The 22,008-nt window shown below is 67.9% G+C and carries 20 protein-coding genes and 1 pseudogene; 5 read left to right on the top strand and 16 right to left on the bottom strand.

Annotation, left to right across the window (positions count from 1 at the left end; translation table 11 throughout):
• Nucleotides 1-827 precede the first annotated feature (827 nt).
• Nucleotides 828-1,157 carry a CU044_2847 family protein gene (locus NRF20_RS01370; RefSeq protein ID WP_398634774.1) on the top strand — a complete coding sequence of 110 codons (330 nt, stop codon included), beginning with the start codon at nt 828-830 and terminating at the stop codon, nt 1,155-1,157.
• Nucleotides 1,158-1,184: 27 nt separating this feature from the next.
• Entirely contained in the window at nt 1,185-5,459 is a 4,275-nt protein-coding gene (locus tag NRF20_RS01375) for a trypsin-like peptidase domain-containing protein (protein WP_398634775.1), read from the top strand.
• A 91-nt stretch (nt 5,460-5,550) separates the two neighbouring features.
• Here NRF20_RS01375 and NRF20_RS01380 read toward each other — a convergent pair whose 3' ends face one another.
• From NRF20_RS01380 to NRF20_RS01425, 10 genes are all read right to left on the bottom strand, one after another.
• On the bottom strand, nt 5,551-5,988 hold the full coding sequence (locus NRF20_RS01380) for a hypothetical protein (protein ID WP_398634776.1): 438 nt from the start codon (nt 5,986-5,988) through the stop codon (nt 5,551-5,553).
• Nucleotides 5,985-6,506, bottom strand: coding sequence for a hypothetical protein (locus NRF20_RS01385; RefSeq protein WP_398634777.1), 522 nt, complete (start codon nt 6,504-6,506; stop codon nt 5,985-5,987). The genes NRF20_RS01380 and NRF20_RS01385 overlap by 4 nt, the downstream gene beginning before the upstream one ends.
• A 75-nt stretch (nt 6,507-6,581) precedes the next feature.
• Nucleotides 6,582-7,841, bottom strand: a complete 1,260-nt coding sequence (locus NRF20_RS01390) for a hypothetical protein (RefSeq protein ID WP_398634778.1) — start codon at nt 7,839-7,841, stop codon at nt 6,582-6,584.
• An 11-nt stretch (nt 7,842-7,852) separates the two neighbouring features.
• Nucleotides 7,853-8,125, bottom strand: coding sequence for a hypothetical protein (locus tag NRF20_RS01395; RefSeq protein ID WP_398634779.1), 273 nt, complete (start codon nt 8,123-8,125; stop codon nt 7,853-7,855).
• Nucleotides 8,122-9,924: a hypothetical protein gene (locus tag NRF20_RS01400; protein ID WP_413751812.1), complete on the bottom strand. Its 1,803-nt coding sequence runs from the start codon at nt 9,922-9,924 to the stop codon at nt 8,122-8,124. The genes NRF20_RS01395 and NRF20_RS01400 overlap by 4 nt, the downstream gene beginning before the upstream one ends.
• A gap of 92 nt (nt 9,925-10,016) precedes the next feature.
• Entirely contained in the window at nt 10,017-10,148 is a 132-nt protein-coding gene (locus tag NRF20_RS01405) for a hypothetical protein (protein ID WP_398634781.1), read from the bottom strand.
• A gap of 77 nt (nt 10,149-10,225) precedes the next feature.
• Nucleotides 10,226-10,771 (bottom strand): GNAT family N-acetyltransferase, encoded by a 546-nt coding sequence (locus NRF20_RS01410; RefSeq protein WP_398634782.1) that lies wholly within the window; start codon nt 10,769-10,771, stop codon nt 10,226-10,228.
• Nucleotides 10,772-10,812: 41 nt separating this feature from the next.
• Nucleotides 10,813-11,223, bottom strand: a complete 411-nt coding sequence (locus NRF20_RS01415) for a hypothetical protein (protein ID WP_398634783.1) — start codon at nt 11,221-11,223, stop codon at nt 10,813-10,815.
• A gap of 308 nt (nt 11,224-11,531) precedes the next feature.
• The gene (locus tag NRF20_RS01420; RefSeq protein WP_398634784.1) at nt 11,532-12,749 is read right to left on the bottom strand and encodes a hypothetical protein; all 1,218 of its coding nucleotides are present in this window, start codon (nt 12,747-12,749) and stop codon (nt 11,532-11,534) included.
• A gap of 369 nt (nt 12,750-13,118) precedes the next feature.
• A complete protein-coding gene (locus NRF20_RS01425; RefSeq protein WP_398634785.1) occupies nt 13,119-14,588 on the bottom strand; it encodes an MFS transporter in 1,470 nt (489 codons plus the stop codon).
• Nucleotides 14,589-14,740: 152 nt separating this feature from the next.
• Here NRF20_RS01425 and NRF20_RS01430 point away from each other — a divergent pair, with 152 nt between their 5' ends.
• Entirely contained in the window at nt 14,741-15,307 is a 567-nt protein-coding gene (locus tag NRF20_RS01430; RefSeq protein ID WP_398634786.1) for a TetR/AcrR family transcriptional regulator, read from the top strand.
• Here the strand turns inward: NRF20_RS01430 and NRF20_RS01435 are convergent.
• Nucleotides 15,264-15,944 (bottom strand): Tn3 family transposase, encoded by a 681-nt coding sequence (locus tag NRF20_RS01435; RefSeq protein ID WP_398634790.1) that lies wholly within the window; start codon nt 15,942-15,944, stop codon nt 15,264-15,266. The two genes, NRF20_RS01430 and NRF20_RS01435, sit on opposite strands and share 44 nt — an antisense overlap.
• Between NRF20_RS01435 and NRF20_RS01440 the strand changes: the two are divergent.
• Nucleotides 15,907-16,412: pseudogene (locus tag NRF20_RS01440) on the top strand (SAM-dependent methyltransferase); the annotation flags it as partial. The gene NRF20_RS01435 and the pseudogene NRF20_RS01440 sit on opposite strands and share 38 nt — an antisense overlap.
• Before the next feature lie 135 nt (nt 16,413-16,547).
• On the opposite strand, the gene NRF20_RS01445 reads toward NRF20_RS01440, so the two are convergent.
• Entirely contained in the window at nt 16,548-16,970 is a 423-nt protein-coding gene (locus NRF20_RS01445) for a hypothetical protein (RefSeq protein WP_398634787.1), read from the bottom strand.
• Nucleotides 16,971-17,193: 223 nt separating this feature from the next.
• Nucleotides 17,194-17,985: a DUF2785 domain-containing protein gene (locus tag NRF20_RS01450; protein ID WP_413751813.1), complete on the bottom strand. Its 792-nt coding sequence runs from the start codon at nt 17,983-17,985 to the stop codon at nt 17,194-17,196.
• Nucleotides 17,986-18,377: 392 nt separating this feature from the next.
• Here NRF20_RS01450 and NRF20_RS01455 point away from each other — a divergent pair, with 392 nt between their 5' ends.
• Nucleotides 18,378-18,821, top strand: a complete 444-nt coding sequence (locus NRF20_RS01455; RefSeq protein WP_398634789.1) for a DUF6228 family protein — start codon at nt 18,378-18,380, stop codon at nt 18,819-18,821.
• A 37-nt stretch (nt 18,822-18,858) separates the two neighbouring features.
• Here the strand turns inward: NRF20_RS01455 and NRF20_RS01460 are convergent, their stop codons facing one another.
• Genes NRF20_RS01460 through NRF20_RS01470 form a run of 3 tightly spaced genes read right to left on the bottom strand, consistent with a single transcriptional unit; the run spans nt 18,859 to nt 21,850 of the window.
• Nucleotides 18,859-20,424 (bottom strand): hypothetical protein, encoded by a 1,566-nt coding sequence (locus NRF20_RS01460; protein WP_413751814.1) that lies wholly within the window; start codon nt 20,422-20,424, stop codon nt 18,859-18,861.
• Nucleotides 20,421-20,756 (bottom strand): helix-turn-helix domain-containing protein, encoded by a 336-nt coding sequence (locus NRF20_RS01465; protein WP_398635280.1) that lies wholly within the window; start codon nt 20,754-20,756, stop codon nt 20,421-20,423. The genes NRF20_RS01460 and NRF20_RS01465 overlap by 4 nt, the downstream gene beginning before the upstream one ends.
• On the bottom strand, nt 20,753-21,850 hold the full coding sequence (locus tag NRF20_RS01470; protein WP_398635279.1) for a tyrosine-type recombinase/integrase: 1,098 nt from the start codon (nt 21,848-21,850) through the stop codon (nt 20,753-20,755). Before NRF20_RS01470 ends, NRF20_RS01465 begins: the two co-directional genes overlap by 4 nt.
• Nucleotides 21,851-22,008 lie beyond the last annotated feature (158 nt).

Here is a 22,008-nt window from a genome sequence, read left to right on the forward strand (position 1 = left end):
GGACGTCAGGCTGGTTTCTGGATCCGCGAAGGTGTGACATGGCCGCGCCGACGGGATCGTCCACACGTTCTTCCGCCGCACAACCGACACCAGCCCCTCGAACAGTTCCGCGAACATCTCCCGCGGCTCAGGCCGCGCCAACAAGGGATTGACCCGCCCAGAAAAGCCACCAACTCAGCTCCGCACCTACCGGCTTGCTCCTCGGTCACGCTCATCAGCGTGATCGCTCGACGACACAATCGATCACCAGTCACGTGGTCTGCCGCTGTAGTACTTGGTTTGTCCAAGGTTGAGAACGCACTGGCCGGAGTCCACGACCAGGTCTACCGGGACTTCACCATGGACGACACCAAGGGAGGCGCGAGGCCGACGTGAACGACGAGACACGGCTGCGCATCCGGCACACCTTCGACCGGCTCTCCGCTGGCGGCAGAGTGCGCTCACGGAAATCGACCGCGCGCTGATGGAGGCGTTCGAGCGGCTGATGCACGGGCTGCACGAGCTCGCCGACGGCAAGATCACGGTCGTGAATCTGGGCCGGCGCCTCCTACCAGATCTGGACCTGACCTGCGCAATGCCGAACTGGAGGCGCACAACGCCCGTCTCCTCGAACGGCCGCGTCATTTGGGAGAGAACGTCACAGTCCTGTCGGCCCCGATCCCTCCTTTGCCCCTGATCGGGCACATCACCTGCGGTTCGCACCGTCTTCGACGGTGCGACTATGCGCCGCAGGAAGGGGCTGTGCAGGTTGTTCCAAGCCGCGCATTATCTGATGCGCGACCAGATAGCCTTGGGACAGCTGGATTTCAACGGGGAAGGGTGGGCTAGTGCGCAGTCTTGCACGTCTTGCACTGGAAGATGGCAGCTCGATCTTGGTCGAAGCGCCGGACGTGTCCGAGGGGCCGGTGAAAGCTGGGCGAGTCGGCGACGCGATTCGTGAGCTTCCGCTGAGTATGCAGGCAGCTCTGCGTCCGGTCACGGAGATGGCTCGGTTGGCGGTGCAACAGTTGCGGGAGGCGGGACCGGACTCGGTGGAGATCGAGTTCGGGGTGGACATCGCAACTCAGGCGGGTGCGGTGATTGCCCGAAGTGAGGCGAGTTGCCACCTGAAGGTGACTGTGGCCTGGCAGCGCGAGTCCGACAACGAGGCCCGCTGATTCCGCGGAACGAGGAGGACTCGCGGGGTGTCGGAGGATATTGCAGCTTTACATCCCAGCCATGAGCCCAGCCGCAAAATGCAGGCAGCGGTTGCACAGGTGTTGTCGACCAAGGGCGAGGTGGCCGGAGCGGCATTCCTGATCGCTGAAGGCATGGTGTTCACCTGCGCGCATGTGGTGCGGGATGCCGGGTTCGGGCCTGGCGACATCGTACGGCTCGGGTTTCCGCAGGCGGCGGGGGCTCCGCAGGCCGAAGGAGAGGTGCTGGCCGAGCCGTGGCGGGCCCCAGAAGGCGATGATGTCGCGGTGATCCGACTGCGGGACGCACCGTCAGCGGTGCATGGCCTGGGATTGGGGTCCGCTGCCGGGTGTCAGGGGCACCGGGTGCGCTGCTTCGGGTTTCCCAACCAAGCCCCACCCGCGGGACACTTCGGCTACGCACTGTCCGGCGACCTCTTGTCCAAGGGCGGTGACGGCGAGCATGGCGATCACTATGTGGCTGATGACAACGGTGAAAGACTGTTGTTACAGCTGACCGCGGCCAACGATCTAACCCGGGGATTCAGCGGTGGGCCGGTCGTCGACGACGTCACTGGTCTGGTGATCGGCATGGTCACCGCCATCACCGCGCCCGACGAGCACCTGCGAGGCCAGGACATCGCTTACGCGACTCCGACGCAGATCCTGCGTCGGGTGTGGCCTGACCTGACCGTGCGCGAGGTGTGCCCGTACCGGGGCCTAGAGCCCCTCACTGCCGAGCACACGGCCTGGTTCCACGGCCGCGACACTGCCAAGAACGCCGTAGTGGCTTCGCTGGCCGGGCAGCGCCGCACCCTACTGCTCCTGGGCCCGTCAGGCTCGGGCAAGTCCTCACTGATCCAAGCCGGCGTTCTGCCTGAACTCCCTGGACTCGCAGAGCTGCCGGGCAGCGACCGGTGGCAAACCATCCTGGTTCCCCGCCCCGGAGAGGACCTGGCGGTCGAGCTGGAACGGCAGGGCCTGGCCGGCGCCGCCACCGACGGCCTTGTCACCGCCGTGCAGCACCGCTTGGCGGCCAACCCAGCCTGTGAGCGTCTCCTGCTCGTCATCGACCAATTCGAAGAGCTCCTCGCCCGCTCCGGAAGCTCTCAGCCCACGCAGACAAGACAGCAGGGCGAAACGGACTCGACCGACCACACCCCGGAGACGGTGTTCGAACAGTTGACGTCACTGGTCAAGGCCCCGGTGGCGGCCACGGTCATCCTGATCATGCGGGATGACTTCTATCCGCACCTCGCCGCCCGAGCCCCGGAACTCCTGGAGGCCGCCGCTCCCGGCCTGCTCAACGTGCCCGCCACGTTGAGCAGAAAAGACCTGCGCGCCATCATCACCGGACCCGCCCGAGCCGTCGGCCTACGGATCGAAGCAGGACTGACCGAGCGCATCATCCGCGACGTCCTGGCTGCCGATCCACGGGCCGCCACCGGAACAGCGCCCGCCACCCTGCTCACGCCTCTGCAACTGACCCTGCAGCAATTGTGTGAGCCCGAACGCTGCACTGATGGTCTTCTCACTCATGCCGCCTACGAACGCGTCGGTCAGATCACCGGAGCCCTCACCAGATGGTCCAACGACGCCGTCAACAAACTGCCCTCAAGCCATCGGGCCACCGCCCGCCGCATCCTCACTGCCCTGGTACACCCTGCCGATCCCGCTCGCCAAGTCCCTGCTACTCGTCAGCAAGTTCCCCTCGACACGCTGCGCGACCTCGCCACGGATACGACCGACCAAGCGGATCCAGCCGCTGGCGACACTGCTGATGCAGTACTGGACGCGCTCGTTGGCCACCGGATCATCACCACTCACGCGCGCGACCCCGGGCCTCCCCCCGTCGGTGTGGTCGCCGAACTCATCCACGACATCCTCATCAGGGATTGGGGCGATCTACGCGAGTGGGTGGCCCTGGACCACAAGTTCCACACCTGGCTCCACCGCGCCGAGGGACAGCGCGCCCGTTGGCGTGAACACCACGACCCTGACGACCTACTGCACGGCACCGACCTTGCCGAGGGAGAGGACTGGTCCCGGAAGCGCGGACTACCCAGCGATGTCACGGAGTTCGTCGACGCCAGTCGGCGGAGCCAACAAGCCGCTCTGCGCCGCACGAGACGCCTCAACATCATCCTGGTCGGCGCGCTCATCGGAGCCCTCATCGCCGCCGGTCTGGCCTTCTGGCAACGCCAGACCGCCGTCGAGGCACAACAACGGGCTCTGTCCCGACAGCTCGCCGCCCAGTCCAGCGCTCTCATCGGCACGAACCCCGACCTAGCTTCCCTGCTCGCTATCGAGGCCTATCGCACCAGCCACACAGAGGAAGCCAGCCAAAGCCTCTACGCAGCCGCCGCTATCCCCCTCAAACACCGCATCACCGCACACCCCACCGACATTGACATTCAGCAGACAGCGTTCAGTCCGGACGGTCGCACCCTGGCCGGCGGCAGTGACGACGGCACGGTGTGGTTGTGGAACGCGGCCACCGGCCGCACCCGCACCACCCTCAACGACCACACCGACGGCACCGACGGCGCTGAGAACAGCGTGTACTCGGTGGCATTCAGTCCGAACGGCCGTACCCTCGCCGTCGGCTACCAAGACGGCACGGTAAAGCTGTGGAATGTGAATGCGGGAGTTGTCACCCGAACCTTCTTCGCCAACCAGACCGGCGATTTCGTGTTGTCGGTCGCGTTCAGCCCGGATGGTCGCACCCTGGCGGGCGGCGGCGTCAACAGCACGGTGCGGGTGTGGGATGTGGCCACCGGCCGCACCCGCACCACCCTCACCGGCAGCCAGTCGCCTGTGGCGTTCAGCCCGGACGGTCGCACCCTCGCCACCGGCAGCGGCGGCAACGACGTCGCGGTGCGGTTGTGGGATGTGGCCACCGGCCGCACCCGTACCACCCTCACCGGCAACCCTCGGAACGCACTGTCGATGGCGTTCAGCCCGGACGGGCGTACCCTCGCCACCAGCAACGAGGACGAAGCGGTGCGGCTGTGGGATGTGGCCACCGGCCGCGCCCGCACCACCCTCACCGGGAACGCCAAGGACAAGGACGGGGTGGCTTTCAGTCCGGACGGCCGTACCCTCGCCACCAGCGATAAGGACGGCACGGTTCGGCTGTGGGACGAGGCCACCGGCCGTGCTCTCGCTACTCTCACCGCCCCTGCCCGCAGGTCACGGTCGATGGCGTTCAGTCCGGACAGCCGCACTCTCGCCGCCAGCGACGGCGCTACGGTAGAGGTGTGGGGTGTGACCACTGGCCATACCCGCGCTGCCCTAACCAGCCCCGGCGGCGCGTGGTCGCTGGCGTTCAGCCCGGATGGTCGCATCCTGGCGGGCGGCAGTTGGGTCGGGGCGCGCATGTGGGATGCGGCCACCGGCGGTACCCGCACCACTCTCGCCGTCTCTCGCAGTCCGTTGTCTGTAGCGTTCAGTCCGGACAGCCGCACCCTCGCCACCGGCGACAAGGACGGCACCGTAGAGCTGTGGGATGTGGCCACCGGCCGTACTCGCACCACCCTCAACGTCCCAGGCGATTACGGCTTCCGTGGTGTGCCGCTGGCGTTCAGTCCAGACGGTCGTACCCTGGCCACCGGCAGTGACGACGGCGCGGTGGGACTGTGGGATGCAGCCACCGGCCGCAGCCGCACCACCCTCACCGCCCATAACCGCGACGTTTGGTCGGTGGTGTTCAGTCCGGACGGCCGCACCCTGGCCACCGGCGATAAGGACGGCGTGCGGTTGTGGGATGTGGACACCGGCCATACCCGCACCATCTTCACCGACGAAGGAAACTGGGGTACTTCGGTGGTGTTCAGTCCAGATGGTCGTACCCTGGCCACCGGCACTGACGACGGTACGGTGCGGCTGTGGGACACGGACACTGGCCGCACCCGCACCACCCTCACTGTCCCTGCCGGCCCCATCACCCGTGGCGTTCCGCTGGCGTTCAGTCCGGACGGTCGTACCCTGGCGGGCGGCAGCAGGGACGGTACGGTGCTGCTGTGGGACACGGCCACCGGCCACACCCGCACCAGCCTCACCGATCAAACCCGCGCCGTGTGGGAAGTGGCGTTCAGCCCGGACGGCCGCACCCTCGCTACGGCTGAAATGGAAAGCCGCACGGTGCGTCTGTGGGACGTGGATCTCCCTGACCAACCGCGGGCGATCAGAAAGATCTGTGAGGCAGTCGGCCGGAACCTCACCGCAGGGGAACAGGCAGAGTATCTCCCGAGCCAGCCAACCAGGCGGCAATGCCCGTCCTGAGTCGATCGGAGACAAATTCGGAGGGAAGGTACCAACGGGGTGTGTTCCGCAGGGAGACGAAGGCGGGCTATCGGAGGACGTTGCGCCGTCCTCAGCCGTGCACTCGCCCAGTTCCTCGTGCCCCCGGAAGCCGGGTGACCTGCTGAGCCGCTGCGAGTTCTTCGCGGGTCTGCTCTAGCTCCAGGGACAGCTCGGTGGCGGCGCGCACAAGGGCGTGAACCCGTTCTCGCTCTGCCGCGAGTTCCCTCTTGATCTTCGCTAGGGTTTCGCGCAGGACGATGTTCTCCTCGGCCATGCTCTGGACGACCTGCGGAGTGAAGTTCTGTGCCCTGGCCCGCGCCCGGAACTCGTCCACAAGCTCTTTGTGATCGCCGTAGACGACGTCGCGCCGTAGCCCGCACTCGGCGATCAGCTCGGTCCCCGTGAGCTTTCCGGCGGGCGAACGCAGGGGTGTCCCAGCCAGAAGGCGTTCTGCGGCGGCGCGTATTTCCTCGCGTTCCGTTACCCGGTCTCGGTTCTTTCGCGTCATGCGACCTGACCGCCTTCCATGTGCGTGAGCTCCGGACGCGACGTCTCGTGCTGCTCGATCACCGCGCAGATCTGCGCCGCTTGTGCGGCAGCTCGGTCCCGGCGCGGACGTGGAGTCATCGGATCACGGGCTTCGGTTTCCAGAACGGTCAATCGCATGCGGTGTTCAGCGATGTCCCGGTCGGTGTAGGCGAGGTTGGCGCAGGTGCTGCGGCACAGCGATTCGTCGGGCCCGTCGTCGGCGGGCAGCCCCAGCAGCAGCTTCTCCTTGCGGCAAGCAGCGGTTTCGGCACGATGGACGCAGGTCATGGCTTCGCCGTGGTGGATGTCGGTGTCGCTTTGCTCAAGGAGTCGCCTGACACTGGCCTGCGCACATACGGTGCGGCCGAGGAAGGCCGCGGCGCCTGCCGATCGGCGTCGGTACTCGGCGGCGGCTGGCCCGCTGACGTGCTCGTGGTCCTCCTCCAGACGGGTCCAGTCGTCCTCAGATTGTTCGAGGACCATCTCCAGTCGCTCCACCGCGACGTCATCCAGCCAGGAATCGTCGCCTTGGGCGGCGTAATTCAGAGTGACCTTCGTCTTGAGATGGCCGTACTACAGGGCAGCGGCGATGAGGCCACGGGGGCGGCGCACGATGAAGTACGCGAGCGTGCGGCGGAAACGCGACGCATGCAGGTGCTTGATGGGATCCGGGGGGATCGCGGAGCCGCCATCGGCGGGGGTGAAGGTGGAGTTCACCCAGTCCTGGAGCCGCTGCAGTTCACGGTTGGTCTTGGTGGAGTCCCAGGTGAGGGCGCCCGCTCGACTCTTGCGGCCGCCGGTTGCGGGCAGGCGGGTGGGGAAGAGTGAGTCGGTTTCGTGGAGCGACTCCAGCAGGTCGATTGCCTGATGCACTGGATAGACGACGGCCCAGGGACGGCTGGCCGGCCTTTGTGACTCCGCGGCGGTGCGGTCGTGGCCTTCGCCGCGGTGTCCGAGCAACAGCAATTCTCCGGAATCGGGATCTTCCGCACGGCAGCCGCGGCGGAGATTGGCCACCTCCCCGAGCCGCATACCCGATAGATAGGACACGATGACGAAGCATGCTGCGGTCACCACCCAGACAAGGTTGGATAGTTCGGACACGGTGATCGGCTTGTCTCTCCACGGGCGCCCGTCGACCTGGCCAGTGACACTGCCGATAAAGAAGTCCTTGTCCACCGAAACGTCGGAGGCTTCGGCAATCGAACGATCGCCGCAGGACAGAGAATTGGACAGCGCTGGAAGTCCGAGGAGACAGGCCAGGTACTTGAAGTCGATCGCGCCGGGGTTGTCGGGGTCACCTGGCAGTGCGACGCCTGTGTGGTGTGCATCCCGGAGGAAGAGGTTCAGGCGTTCGGTTCGCGGCAGCCCGGCGAACCGGGCCTGACCGGGGTGGGTTCCCGTGTACAGCTGACGGAATTCTCGCCAGGCGTCGCGGACATCCGGGCCGATGTCTTCGACGATCCGCAGGGCCCAGTCCAACAGAGGGGTCATCGTGTCCGCGGCGATCCGTACGGTCTTGTTGCCGTGGCCGGTCTGGATGTCCTCAGCGAGCTTGCCCGGGGTGCGTCCCTGCCAGGGCTCTGCGGCGGACATACGGCATTCTGGCGGCAGCTGCGGTGCATAGGCCCACACGGCGCGTACGGCGCCAAGGAGTTGACGGCGCGTGTTCGTACTGGCCTGTATGGACAGGACGTGATCCAGGTACAGGTCGAGATCGCGGTCGGTCACTTCGTAGAGCCGATCGATGCCGCGATGATGTAGCCAGGTCGCGAAAACGCGAAGGCGTTTGAACCACAGGTGCACCGTGGACGTGCTCGCCTGGCCAATCACGGTGCGCCGGCTCAGGGCGGGGGGTAAGGACTATCAAGTGTCGCCAGGGTGAAGACCTTGAAGTCACATTCCAGCACGGCGGGGTACGTCGACCAGTGGAGCATGATCGGCTGGGTGTGCTGGTCCGGTTGGGCTTCCGCCAGCGACCAGGTGGGATCCTTGACCCGCGACAGTGCCGCGCGGTCGGCTCCATGCCGCAGGGACTGGGCGTGGAGCACTACTCTGTCCGCGAGATCGCGCAGCAGCGACGGCAAGGTGGCCGCAGCATTATGGAAGGTGGTCATCGCAGATCCATCCGGCCGGCCATCAGGGCATTGATCATTTCTGACTGCTGCTCTGTGAGACGCTGCCGCGCCTGGTCCAGCTCGGACTTGTGGTACTGGCCCACCAAATCCTCAAGTCGTTCGTGGTGCACCGCGTATCGCGCTCTCCACGTCGCCGCGTCTGCGTGAACTCTCAAGGCGGTCATGTGGTCCAAGGCCGCTATTTGCAGAGGAAGTTGGTGCGGCAGGGCACGCGCGTTTTCGCACCCCAGGCAGGCCAGGAACGATTCTGCGCAAGGTTCGCCCGGGACGGCCCCCGGACGGCTGAGGTGGTCGGTACACCCAGTCAGCACGGTGTCCTGCTCACCGGAGACCAGGCGTTGAAGGACCGCATGATCCAGGTCGGCGTCACGGGCAGCACCCTCCAGATCGGAGGCCGCCCGAGCAACCAGCGTGGCCGGCAGCACAGCAATGCTGCGTCGCTTGCGGGCGGCGGCCACCTGGGAGCGCAGTGCGTCCGCGACGACGACGCGGGACTGGATGGCGACGTCCTCGCTGCGGGCGAGGTAGTGGTCGTTCATGGTGGCGCGGGTGTGTGCCACTGGGCGCCGCTTGCGCTCGATGCCGGTTTGCCGCAACCGCCTGGCCTCTACCGGCTCGACCCCTTCCTTCGTGGGCTCCTCAGTTGGAAACCCGTGTTGAGCGGACCAGCGAGCGATATTCTTGGCATCGGCCCCACGCGTCCATCGTTTCGCTCCTGATGCCTGCGTCGCCCGGAATCCGGCGAGGGCCAAGCCGTGCTCACCGTGGTGTCGAGCGAGCTGAGTCAGCTCCAGCAGCAGCTGATAGACCCGCAGCGGTGAGCGAAACAGCCGGGGCTCTGGGTCATCGGCGACCAGCAGAACCGCCAGCTCTTCCGGCACATCCTCCACGGGTGTCACCATGTGCTCACGCTCCGGGCCGCGCCGGGGCTTGGACGCCTCGATCAGCGCGACCTGGGGAACCCCCTCGACTCCGCCATCCGGCCGGTAATGCGCAGCGGGCCAGGCCGCCACCGTGCCGAAGTTCTCCGCGGTCAATGCCGTCAACAACAGGCAGAACGCCGTCAACTCCCGCGAGGTCAGGCACAACCGTCGAGTAATCTCCTGGGCACCGCCGAGCGCCCACACCACCTTCACCAAGGTGCCCCCGGGGGTGCGTGGAAGATCGCCCGTGTGGTCAAAAGAGTCCAGCAACATGCCGAGCTTGTGCTCTGGATGCCCGGAACCCACCTGCCCGGACCGGTAGCGGACCAGGAGGTCCTGGCCGGCCCGGATGCGATCCCGCGCCATCCGAATGTCATGCCGCAGGGCAACCGTGATCCGCTGCATGGCGTTGTCGTCGTACGCCGGGACGTCAGAAACCTCCGTCACCTCGGGCAGCCGCTCGCCGTACAGAGCATCTCGCACCTCCTTCGACAGCTGGTCATCATCGCGCCACAACTGCCGGAGACGATGGAGGTGACTGACCTGCGAGATGGCGTTGCGCCCTTCCGTGTGTGCCCACAGCGCCCGCACGTGCGCCGCGGTGACGTCGCCCGGTCCCCGGACAGCCGGACTCTGGGCGGCGAAATAACGGGCCAGCCAGGACAGCACCGCGTAGATCCCCTCTGCGCCCCTCATCCGTTTCACGCCTGAACGTGTCGAGGTGCGTTCCGCAAAGGCGGAGGCGAACCAGCGTTGCAGCCCTTCGTCGATCACGACCCGCTTCCCGTTGGGGTCGTGGATGTCGGCGAAGTCGAACACCCGCGAGCGGGCACCTGACTCCTCGATGACGCGCACTGCGGTGCCCCCCGATGTTTCCAGCAACCGCTCCGGAGGCTGCAAGTCGCTCGGGGGCATGGCCGCCTGGCGCCCGCCGCGCCCTCCCGCGCTCACGCGCTGCCCCCCGCCTGGAGGCCGGCGCCCGGACGAGCCACGCTGGTCAGCGTCCGTCCGCCCTGCTCGGCCACGGTGCGGATCAGCGCCTCGACCGCTTGGGTCTCCTCGCTGTCCAGCAAGTCCATCAAGTAGTCGATCTGCAGTGCGGTGAACGGCTCTAATGGTGACGTCGGGTAGTGGAACTGTCTGAATGCCTCTGTGATCAGAGTGGGGCGAGGACCATGAGGACCTCGTCGCGGGTGTCGTCGGGTGCGAGCCGGAGGGCTCCGGGCCAGCGACCGGTCTCGCGCCATCCGAGCCGTCCGTAGAAGTCCTCCAGCCCCTCGCCTCCCCTGGCAGCGAGATGCAGCTGTTCCAGCCCCAGCTCATCTCGGGCGATCTTCCGGAGTTCGTGGACGAGGGCGGCGCCGATGCCTCGTCCGCGCCAGTCGGGGTGGGTCTGGAGGTGGTGAATGGTGCCCCAGTGCCCGATGAGCCGGTAGGGGTCGCGGTTGAGGATGACCCATCCGGCGAGGACGCCGTCGGCCTTGGCGACGAGGAGTCGACTCTGCTGCGGGTCGAGTCGGCCGAGGAGCTTGTCCGCGACAGGTGTGACGTCGTGATCAGCGACAGGAGGGAAGGGGAATCCGGCGGCGCCGCCCGCGTTGGTGACAGCGATCCAGCAGTCGATCAGCTCTTGCCGGAGTTCCGGGGTGACGTTGTGTGGGTCGGTGATCTGGACAAGGTCGAGGGCGGGTTCGTGCGACATGAGAGGGAGCATGTCAGAGGGGTCTGACATGCCCGCCGTGATCAAGGTCCTTTGGTTCGGCGGCTGACCTCGGCGGCGTAGTTGGCCCAGTCGCCGGCGGAGAGTCGTTGCCAGGCGACGGCGACGTCGGTGTGGATGCCCAGGGTGCGGGCGAGGATCGCGGCGGGAATCTCGGTGGCAAGCTGGATGAGCGCGGTGCTGCGGGCCTGGTTGGGCCGGATCCCGAGCTGGTTCAGGCGCTGGGTCAACTGTGTGGTGCTGATCGGGCGTCCGGGCTGGCCGCCGGGGAAGAGCCATGGAGACGGCGTCAGAGCGCCGATGGTTGCGTGGCCCTTGCGGTTCGCAGCGACTGCTCGGGCCAGTTCGGCGACGGGCTCGAGCAGGTGGACGGGTGCGTTGCCAAGGTGGAGACGTACTTCCTGAGCGCCGACCTCGACGTCCTCGGTGATCAACCGGTGGATCGCCGATGGGCCTTGGGCATAGAGGAGGAGAAGCAGCCCGGCGAGGCGGTCTTCGGGCTTGAGGGTGTCGTCGTGCAGGAGCTGGCGTGCGACGTTCCAGCGGTGTTCGTCGTCGAGTGGCTGCGTGGGGCCGTTCCAGCGGACGGCGGGGACGTGGACGGTGGTGAGCTTGTTGGTGCGAGCCCAGCGGATGAAGTGCCCGGCCGTCTGGCGGTAGGCGGCGGAGTCGTCGGTGAGCCACCGGTCGAGATCGGCCTGCCGACAGGTCTCCAGTGCGAGGTCGTGGGCCGTCAGCCAGGTCAGGAAGGCGACGGCCGCGTGGGTGCGTTGACGTGCGGATATGAACTGCTGCGAGGTGATGGGCGGCCGTTGTTGCGTCGGCGAAGCCGCCGGACCAGGTGCCAGATCGTGTACCGGTGCAGGAGTTTGTGTTGTTCGGGGTCCTGCTGGTCTGCGAGAAGGCTGGTGAGGAAGCGTTCGAGGCGGACCATGTACTCGTCGCGCTCGGGCAGGGCACCGACGAGGACTTGGCGGAGGTGGGCGAGGGGCGGGTTGTCGGGCAGTTCGTCGAGGGCCTCGTGGGTCAGGGCTCGTCGGCCGGCCGCGAGGTCGGACAGGACTGGGGAGACGGACGGCTTGTTCAGCCATCGCCTGGCGGTGACGGGGTGTTCGGTGGTGGCGATGTTGTACCGGAGGGCTTCGAGGCCGGGGTGAAGGGCATCGGACGGGGGACCCAGCAGTTCGTTGAGGCGTCGGTTGATGAGGCAGCGAGCGCACTGGCCGGGGTGCGGGTAGTCGGGATCGGTGCAGGTGGGACAGGTGTGCCAGACCTCGGATGTGGTGCAGTCCGCGCAAAGAGGCTCGGCGAAGGTGCCGGAGACGATCGCCGCGAATCCTCCGCAGGCCGAGCATGATGCCGAGCGGCGCTGACAGTCCGGGCACCATGGCCTGCCTGTGGTGCGGGAGGTGCCGCAGGGCTTCTTCTGGCCGCAGATGCTGCAGGTCGTGATGGTGAGGGCGGGGCAGCTTGAGCAGAGCGGACCGTCCGGCGTGCGTGTGCTCACGACCTTTCGTCTGCCGCAGTTGATGCAGAGCTCCAGGTTCGCCGGGTCGTTGACCAGACAGTTCGGACACAGCGGTCGGCCGTGGTCGTCGCGGGTGGCCGGGTCGCGGTGGGCTCCGCAGCGTGAGCGTTCCTCGATACGGGAGTGGGCGATGCAGGTGCGGCAGACCCGCTGCCCGTTGAGGGGCTTGTCGATGCGTACGACTCTGTGGCAGCCGGGGCAGGACGGCCGGACGATCCCGGCGACGTCGGCCTCGTGCAGCAGGTCGATCAACCGGAGGATCGCGCGGTGGGGTGCGAGGTGGCCGTCCCCGGTCAGCAAGGCGGGGTTGGTTTCCAGGGTCCAGGCGAGTTTCTGCTGGTAGGAAGGGCGGGGTGCCGATCGGCGGACCGCGTCGGCGATCATCTCCTGTCCGGCCTGCGGGTCCAGTTCGGCGATCAGGGCGCCGATCACTGCGATGGGGTCGCGTCCGTCGGTGTCCGGGCACTTGTCGCATCGTGGCCGCCCGGCCCGGTCGCGTGACGCAATCCGGCGGGTGTTTCCGCAGACAGCACACGGCTCGGGCTGTGGTCCGCAGTTCCAGCAGTACCAGTCCTGGCCGCGGCGCTGGAGGGTTCGCATCTGTCTGCCGCATTCGGCGCAACACGGCGGCGAGAGTGTTCTCGGGGCTGGGCGGGGTGACCCACTCGATGAACTGGACGATCACGCCGCTGGGGTCGGTGACCTGGAAGTAGCGTTCGCCCAGGGGTCCTCGGCAGCGGCATGGCGATGTCGACGCCCTCGGCGCGCAGCCGCTTCTCCCGGCCAAGGCGGTTGTTATTGTCAACGGCTGTTCGCGGATGCCTCGTTCGAGGTGGTGACCGCATCTGGCTCGGTGGAACGTTGCGGCGCCGCGGGGCCTTCCGCGGGCTTGGAACTCGCCAGCCACAGGCCGGTGAACACGGCGGTGGCCAAAGTGACGGTGCCGGCAGCGAGGAAGGCGCTGTTGAGGCCGGTCTCGAAGGAGGCGCCGCCGGATTGCCGGGTGCGGACGATGGCTCCGAGTACCGCCACGCCGAGCACCGCGCCGATCTGCCGGGTGGTGCTGCTGATGCCTGATGCGAGGCCGCCTTCCTGCGGGCTGACTGCTTGGATGGCGGCGCCTGTCAGTGGGGACATGGCCAGGGCGAAGCCGATGCCGGCGAGTCCCAGCCGCCACCACACGTTCCCGTAGCCGGTGTCGGCGTGCACCATACCGAGCGCCAGCAGGCCCAGGCCGGCCAGGGCCAGGCCGGTGGTAACCACGATTCGGAAGCCGTACCGGGCGGCGAGCCGGCCCGCGTACGGGCTGACGATCACCATGGCGAGGGATACCGGCAGGGTCTGCAGACCGGCTCGCAGGATCGAGCTGCCCTGGACGTAGACAAAGAACTGGGAGAAGAAGAACGACGAGCCCATGAGCGCGAACCCCACCACGACCATGGCGGTGTTGGACACGGTGAACAGGCGCTGCCGGAACAGCCGCAGCGGCAGCATCGGTGCGGAGCGACGCGCTTCGACGGCGACGAAGGCGGCGAGGAGGATCACCGCGGCGGCGAAGCTGCCCAGGATGACCGGTGAGGTCCAGCCGCGGGCACCACCCTCGATCAGCCCGTAGGTCAGTACCCCCACCGCCAGAACGGACAACACCGTGCCCGGGATGTCGATCGCGGGGGCGCTCGGATTGCGGGACTCGCCGAGGTAGCGCAGGCCGACCAGCAGAAGGACCACGCCGATGGGTAGATTGACCAGGAAGATGGCGGGCCAGCCGAAGGCTTCTGTCAGCACGCCGCCGGCCACGGGGCCTGCGGCCAGACCGATTCCGCTGAATCCGGCCCACAGCCCGATCGCCTTGATTCGTTCTTGCGGCACGGGATAGGCGGCGGCGAGCAGGGCGAGCGAGGCAGGGCTCAGCGCCGCGGCCCCGATGCCCTGCAGCACCCGGCCGGCGACCAGCCAGCCGACCGAGGGCGCGAGGCTGCACAGCAGCGACGCGGCGGTGAATACCGCCACGCCGGTCAGGTACACCCGCTTGCGGCCGAACCGGTCGGCGAAGACACCGCCGGACAGCAGCAGCATGGCGACCAGCAGTACGTACGCGTCGACGATCCACTGCAGACCGGTCAGCTGAGTGTGCAGCCGGTGCTGCATATCGGGCAGCGCCGCTCCAACAATCGTGTTGTCGAGCAGGACCATGAATTGGCCTAGACAGGTCACCGCGAGCAGCACGGCCCGGTTTGATCGACTGCCTACGGTCGCATGCGATGCAGCCATGGGGATCCCCCTAAATCGGTAGTTGCGCCCGGCCACGGTCGACGCGGGCGGCGATACACCTGAGCGCTCTAAAGCAGTCAGCGACTGCGTTAGGAGACTGTAAGGAGGCTCGCCCTACAAACGCAAGTCTTGACTGCGTTAAGGTGGGGGGTATGAACGAGCGACAGCGAGCCCGGCGGCCCGGCGGGCGCAGCGCCCGCGTCGGCGCGCAGGTGCACCAGGCCGTCACCGACCTGATCAGCGAGCGCGGCTACGGCAACTTCACCGTCGGCGACGTCGCAGCCCGCGCAGGCGTAGCCGACAGCAGCATCTACCGCCGGTGGGGCAGCCTGGAAACCCTGCTCACCGACGTGGCGCTCACCCGCCTCAACACGCAGTCGCCGATGCCCGACACCGGGAGCCTGGCCGGCGACCTGCGCACTTACGCGGCCAACGTGGCCCGCGAGATCACCGGACCCGACGGCCCGGCGGTGCTGCACCTAGCCGTCGCCCTGTCGAGCAACGGTCAGCAGGGCCTGCAGGCTGGTGACGACCTCCGCGCCGAACGCATGCGGCAACTGCAGTCCATGCTCGATCGCGCCCGCGACCGTGGCGAGCACGCACCCGACGCGTTCGACGTGCTGGACCACATCCTGGCCCCGATGTATATCCGCGTCTTGTTCGGCATGGGCCCGCTCACCCCGGACTACATCGACGGGCTGGTCGACCGATTGCTGTGACCTCAACCCGGTTCCCGCGATCAGCCCTCGGACGCGGTGCCACGGCACCGTGAGGTGCTCGCCGACACGCGCCCGGCCCGCTCGGCACCCGGCCCTTGGCCGGCTCACGCGCGGCCTGGCTGAATCCGTCGGTCGGCGGGCCGTCGCCGCAGATCGGGGTGAAGTCGACGTCCAGGTGCGGGTCGTAGGCGTCGGGTTCGTCGGCGAGCTCGTGGGTGGAGTATCCGCCGAAGCGGCGGATGTGCTCGGTCAGGTACGGCGAGACCTGCGCCAGGTCCTCCGGGTCGACCTTCTCTCCTTCGCCCTGCAGCCGGCGGACGATCTCGGCGATGCCCAGCGCGTTGTGGGAGATGATCGCGTTGGCCAGCAGGGCGTTGAACTTCGCGGCCTTCTCCTGCTCGAGGGGATCGTTGTCGGCGAGCACGCCGCCGTTGCCGAAGCCGACCCACTTCGAGAAGTTGTTGAACGCCTCCACCTTGTTCGTCGCCGCCGTCACTCTGCGGCGCAGCGAGGCGTCGGAGAGGTAGCGCAGCAGCTGGATGGTACGGATGGCCCGTCCGACCTCGCGGAAGGCGGTGTAGGTGGCATTCTTGTTCGACCCGGAGCGCAGCCGGCGCAGCAGCAGCGTGGAGGAGATGGCGCCCTCGCGGACTCACCCCGACCGCACACTGCGCAACGTCCACGACGCGCTCGCGCCCGGCGGCCTGTTCGCCGTCGTCGAACTGGCTGGCCACCCCCACTTCCTGCCCGAAAACGCCCCCGAGGGCAGGCCCGGCCTGGAAGAGCGCGTCCACGCCGCCGCCAAGCAGAACACATGCCCCACCGCGGCGCCGACTGGGGCCCGATGCTGACCGCCGCCGGATTCACCGTCGAGGGCGAACGCACCATCGCCGTGAACCTCGAAGGCTCGCGCAGCGAAGCGATCGGCCGCTACGCCACCGGAGTCCTGCAGCGCATCCGCAGCGTCATCGCAGGCAGACTCTCCCCCGAGGACCTCACCGCGCTCGACCAGCTCCTCGACACCAGCAGCCCGCACAGCATCCTGCGCCGCGACGACCTGACGGTACGCACCGAGCGCACCGTCTGGGCCGCCCGCCGTATCTGACCACGGATGGTTCCTCCCGCAGGGCAGGCCCGCCTCCGAGCCCGCGGGCGGTGAATGACCGGGTACGCCTTTCGTCCCGCTGGTCAGCTGCACTTTGCGGCGAAGCCACCACCTGCACCGGACGTAGGCAGCGACTCAGTGGCTTCGGCCTGGATGTGGCTGGGGCGGCAACGCCCGGACCGGGGAGTCGGGCTGCGACAGGGCGTGGAGCAGCTGCCGGTTGTGCGCGGTCAATTGGTTCACAGCGCGGACGAGGTGCTCGACGTCGGTCCGCAGCTGGGCCAGCTCGGTGGCGTCCTTGGCGCGGAGCTCCTTCAGTTTGACGATCTGCTGGCGCAGACGGACCTCGGAGTGCGGCGTCTGCCCGCGCACCCTGACCTCTGCGTAGAAGTCGTTCTTGAGGTCGAGGTGGCGCTGGGTGAGCGCGTTGCGCGGGACGCCGGCTTCCTGGGCCAGGGCGACGATCGTCAGCGCGCCGTTGGAGTGCTGCGTGGTTCCCTGCAGGATGCGGTCCATGGCCGCGCGGATACGGTCGCGTTCGTCGGGTGCGGGGCTCATGCGGTGCCGTCCTGGAGGGTTGCACGGGTGCGGTGGTGGGCGTCGGCGAGGTCGCGCAGACGCTCGCCCAGCGGGCCGGGAACATGGCCTGCCTGCTGGTCAAGTGCCGTGGCGTGGCGCCGAAGGGCGGCGGCGTGCTCATCGGTGCGGGAGATGTTCGCGCAGGCGGGGACACACAGCCAGCGGGGTGCCTGATTGGTGGCGCAGAACCGGGTGCCGTCGGTCAGCGTCTGACGATCCGGTCGAGGACGGTGGCGATGCCGGACTTGACCGCGTCGCGGTGGTGGAGGGGTTCCGCGGGCAGTTCGCTGGTGGGGCGCACGCCCCGGTCGGCGAGGATGTAGAGCAGGCGCAGGGTGCGCAGGCAGTTGCTGATGTGAGCGGGCACCGGGGTGCTGATGCGGTCGGCCCCGAAGCGGTCGGCGATCGGATCCAGCCAGCCAACGGCGTCGCGCTCGCTCAGGTCGGTGCGGGTGAGGACCCGGGCGATCGCCCGAGCCAGGCGGTCGTCCTCCATCTGGTCGTAGACGTGGTCGGTGGGCGCCGTCAGCCGCGCGGCGGCGAGGTACAGCATCCGCACCGGCGCCACCTCGGGGTGGCAACCGAAGCTGGCAAGCAGGTCCGCGCCGTGTGCCACCGCGTGAAGCCAGCCGAGCGTTTCGTCGTGGCCGCGCAGATCCTGCTCCGCCGGGTACCAGTGCTCGAACGCGTCCACCCAGCCGGCCTTGAGGTCCCCCGCGGCCACCAGCATGTCGAGCACGAGAGGCGCGAAGGTGCGCGCCTCGACCCGCGGGTCGGTGAACCGGGTGGCCATCTCGTCCCCCAGCTCCAGCCGCCGGGACGTCCCGATCGCCCCGCGGTCGATCCAGGTCGCGAGGATGGTGTAGGGCGCGCCGTCCCGGACCAGTGGATCGGGATCTGCCAGGGCACGGGACAGCTCGCGGACGAGGTCGTCCATGGGCCGGTCAGCGGGCACGGCACAGTCGGCGGCCTCGACGCTCTTCCAGTCGGTCATGGCGGGCAGAATAGGTCCTTGCCGTTGCCGCACGCCTGCGAATTATGTCCAGGTATCCATCTCAACCCGTCAACTGCCTGACCGGACTCAGCAGTTCTGGCGTCTGTATCACCCTGCCGCCGAAGCCGGACAGGGTGATGCGCAGCGGCTCGGTCCAGCGCGTGATCGCCGCGGGTCCGTGACCGGCCGAAGCCAGACCACTGGTCACGCGGCGCTTTACTGGTGGGCTCGCGTATTCAACTGCCGCCAGTTGATCAATCTGGCTCCGGCATCACTACGGACCGTGACGCTCCTGGCGGGGGTCTGGGTGTGGAGCCCCCAACGTCGACGGGACATAGCACCGCGTCGTAATGGCGATGACCGGGCCGTGTTGGCGTCCTTATCCTCAGTGGGTGAGTCTGATCGAGGTGGTTCCTGGGCAGGTCGAGCTCGTCGTTCGGGGGGTGGGGTCGCAAGCGCCCTCTATCCGGTTGTTCGACTGGTCGCGGACAGATGAGTTCGAGGTCGTATTCGCCGTGGAGGCTGTCGATGACGGCCTGCGCGCACGGATCGGGGCGGTGACCGTGTCTGCCTGGGACGGTGCGGGATACCTGACCGAGTTTCTCGACGGTCTTGCGCGCGACTTCCGCGGTTGGGAGGGCGAGCGGTCTTGGGTCAACAACGAGCTGGTCGTGGCAGCGACGTTCGGTTCGGGCGGTCACGTGTGTCTGAGCTGGACCCTGCGAGCCGACGTCTTCTCCAGCGGCTGGGAGTGCACTGTGACGACCGTGATTGACGCTGGCGAAGAGCTGACGACTGTCGCCGCCGACGTGCAGGAATTCTTCCGCCAGGGGTAGCCGTCCCAGTGGCCCCGAAGCAAGCACTCATGCGCGCTCAGGCTCTCGGAACCGGAGGGCTCCCAACTTCGCTTGTTCCGCGAGGAACCCAGCCTGTTGGTGACCTTGCGTGATCTCCTGGAGCGTATCGGCTCCAGGTCCCTCCGGTCTCGTTGCGGAGGCGGCTGGTGGTCTTGTCGTGGTAGCCGAGAGCGTCCGCAACGACGGGGGCGGGGAGTTCGAGGAGTTGCTGCCGGATGGCGGCGCCGCGGGCGGCGGCGATCGGGATTCCGACCTTATTCAGGAGCGCGGACAGGTGGTTGGGGCCGACCGGCTGGCCGGTCCGGCGGCCGGGGAAGAGCCAGCGGGACGCCGGGTTGGTGGCGGTGTTCATGTTGCCGCGGTTGGTGATGTGCTCCAGCAGCACGGCGGCGACCGGCGCGGGAACGGGTGAGGGCGGCTCGCCGAGTCGTAGCAGCACGGCGTCGCCGTCGCGGATGACGTCGTCGATGGTGAGCCGGACGACGCGGCTCAGCGGTTGTGCGTAGAGGAGAACGATGACTCCGGCGACGCGGAGTCGTATCGGTATCTCCGTATCGGTCAGAAGCCTGCCCAGGGCAGTGAGACGTTCGTCTTCGCTCAGTGCGGGCCGACGGGAGATTTTCATCGCGAGGATGGCCAGGGAACGTCGGGAGTGCCGGCCCTGCATGGCCCAGTTGAGGAAGCCTCTCAGGCGGGTGCGGGCGTGCTCGGCGTTCTCGGCGAACCAGGCGTCGATGTCGATCTGGCCACATGACGCGAGGGTGGTGTTCCGCTCGCCGAGCCATTGCAGGAAGGCGGTTGCGTACTTGATCTGTTCGCTGGCGAAGCGGCGGATGCTGGGTGTGATGTGGCTCCGCTCGGCGCGGGCCCGAAGCCCGGGGAGGACGTGCCAGGTCGCGAAGAGCCTGATCGTCTTGGCGTGCTCGGGATCGGCGATGTCTGCCAGGTGGCCGGGAAGCCAGCGCTGAAAGGAACAGAGGTGCTTGTCGACCGCAGGCAGGACTCCGCATGCCATGTGGAGTTCTTCCAGGTGAGAGGCCGCTCGCCAGGGCTGGAGTTCGTGGAACGCGTCGTGGGTCAGCGGAATCTCGCCGAGACCGAGCCGACGAAGCAGCTGCGAGGCGTTTCCCAGCTGTCCGCGGCACATGTCCAGCCGGGCCAGTCCGCTTCCGGGCTTGTCCATCGTCACCAGCAGGTCGAACAGCGGGACCAGCGCGGGACGGACGCGGCCCGCGCCGTCGTCGAGGAGCGCGGTGAGGCGGTCGGTGAGCGTGCAGCGTTCGCAGAGCCGACCGCGCAGGAGCTTGCCCTCGAAGCCGCAGCGTGAGCAGTCGAAGGTCTGGGAGAAGCCGGCGCAGGTGGTGCAGATCGCAGCCCTGTCACCAGGACGGAGCCCAGGAAGGGCCCGGTCCTCGCCGCATCCCGGGCAGGTGCCTCGTGTCCGGACGGCGCGGTCCGAGCAGGTCCGGCAGACGTATCCGTCCGGCCAGGTGCCGGCCTTGTGCCTGCGGAGACCGCAGCGGCAACAATCGGCCATGAACCAGCGCTCGTACTGTTCGTCGGTGGCGTAGGGGCGGGTCATGCGTCGGGCAGGATGCGGGCCGCGCGGGGGCGGAGCTTCGCGACGTTCGCGGGCGAGGTGGGAAGGTCGCCGCTGGCGGTCTTGCGGACGCCGGCGTTCTCGGCGGTGGTGGCCACCAAGTCAGCCGGGGTGCAGGACAGGATGTCGCAGAGCGCGGCCATGACCTGCAACGACAGGCGTTCGGGGGTGCCGGAGACCAGGCGGTGGACCTGGGAGGCGGACAGGTCGATGCCGCGTTCGCGCAGCAGCGGCACCAGTTCGGTGGCCGTGAAGATCTGGTGCTGGGCCATGATCTCGCGCAGCCGCCAGGTGTATCCGACCTTGCGTTTCATGCTTGCCTCCCGGTCTGGGTCTGGAGGGCGGCGGCGATGGTGGAGTCCAGATGCCGCCGCAGGGTGCGGGTGCGGAAGTCCGAGGACACACAGGTGTAGAGCGAAGTGGTGCTGGCGTGCTCGTGACCGACCTGCTCCTGGACGAAGCGCGGGTCCCAGCCGTCCTCGATCAGGTGGGTGACGTAGGACCTGCGGAAGGAGTGGAAGTCGAGACCGTCGTCCAGGCCGAGAGCCTTGCGGTAGGCGATGAAGCGGGAATTGAGCCGCTGGCAGCCGATCCGCAGCCCCCGCTCGGAGGGCCAGGCCGCCGGGTTGTTGTCGGTGCCGAACAGCGGGCGGACCTCGGTGAACCACTCGTCCAGGACGTCCGGGGTCCAGTCGAAGACGGTCAGCACCCCACGGCGTTTGGGAGGCGAGCCCTTCTTGGCCTTGCCGAACCGGACCTGGCAGCGGCCGTACTCGCCGAACTCGCCGCCGTGCGGGTTGCGGCCGAAGTCGGCGGCGTCGAGCATCCGTGTCTCGTTGCGCCGCGTCCCGAAGGCGTAGGCGGTCTTGAACAGCGTCGCGTCGCGGAAGGCGGGCAGCCAGCCCTTGCGGCCGAAGGCCCGGATGCGGGCGACCTCGTCGTCGCAGTGCGCGAAGAAGGCGTGCAGCTCGGCCTTGGTGAACGCGCGCTTCTTGGCGTCCGCCTCGTTGTCCTGGACATGCACCGCGGTGTTCCACTCGTGCACCACCTGAACCGGGTGGGTCCCGAACCGCTCCTCGCAGGTGGCCGTCGACTCGTAGAGCGGATCGGTGATGAAGTGGCAGAACGCCCGCACGGCCTCCGAGTACGAGCGGATCGTGGAGCGCTTCAGGTCCCGCAGCGAACGTAGGTCACCGAGCCACTCGTCAACCATCGCCGGCGTCCAGAGCCAGGGATAGGTGTTCACATAGGCCGCGAACGCCTTGACCGTGTTCTCCCGGCCTTCGACGGTCGTTCGGGCCAGATTCCGGGCGAGCTGCTGGTTGGCGAACCCGGTCAGCATCGCCGTGAGGACCTGTTCCTCCGGCCGCAGCAAGGCGACCCCGTCGACCAGATGCAGCCCAGCCACCCCCGGTATCGAACCGTTGAGCGACGGCTTCACCACCCTCCGCGACTCGCATCAGATGCGAGAAAACCGCATCCTATGCGAGTCGGCGGTGGAGCCCCAGCTCAGCCCCCTGCACGAGCCGCCACGAGGCCCGAGGGGCGGGTATCGTCGCCAGCGGA

The sequence above is a fragment of the Streptomyces sp. R-74717 genome, assembly GCF_047305335.1.
GTDB lineage: Bacteria > Actinomycetota > Actinomycetes > Streptomycetales > Streptomycetaceae > Streptomyces > Streptomyces atratus.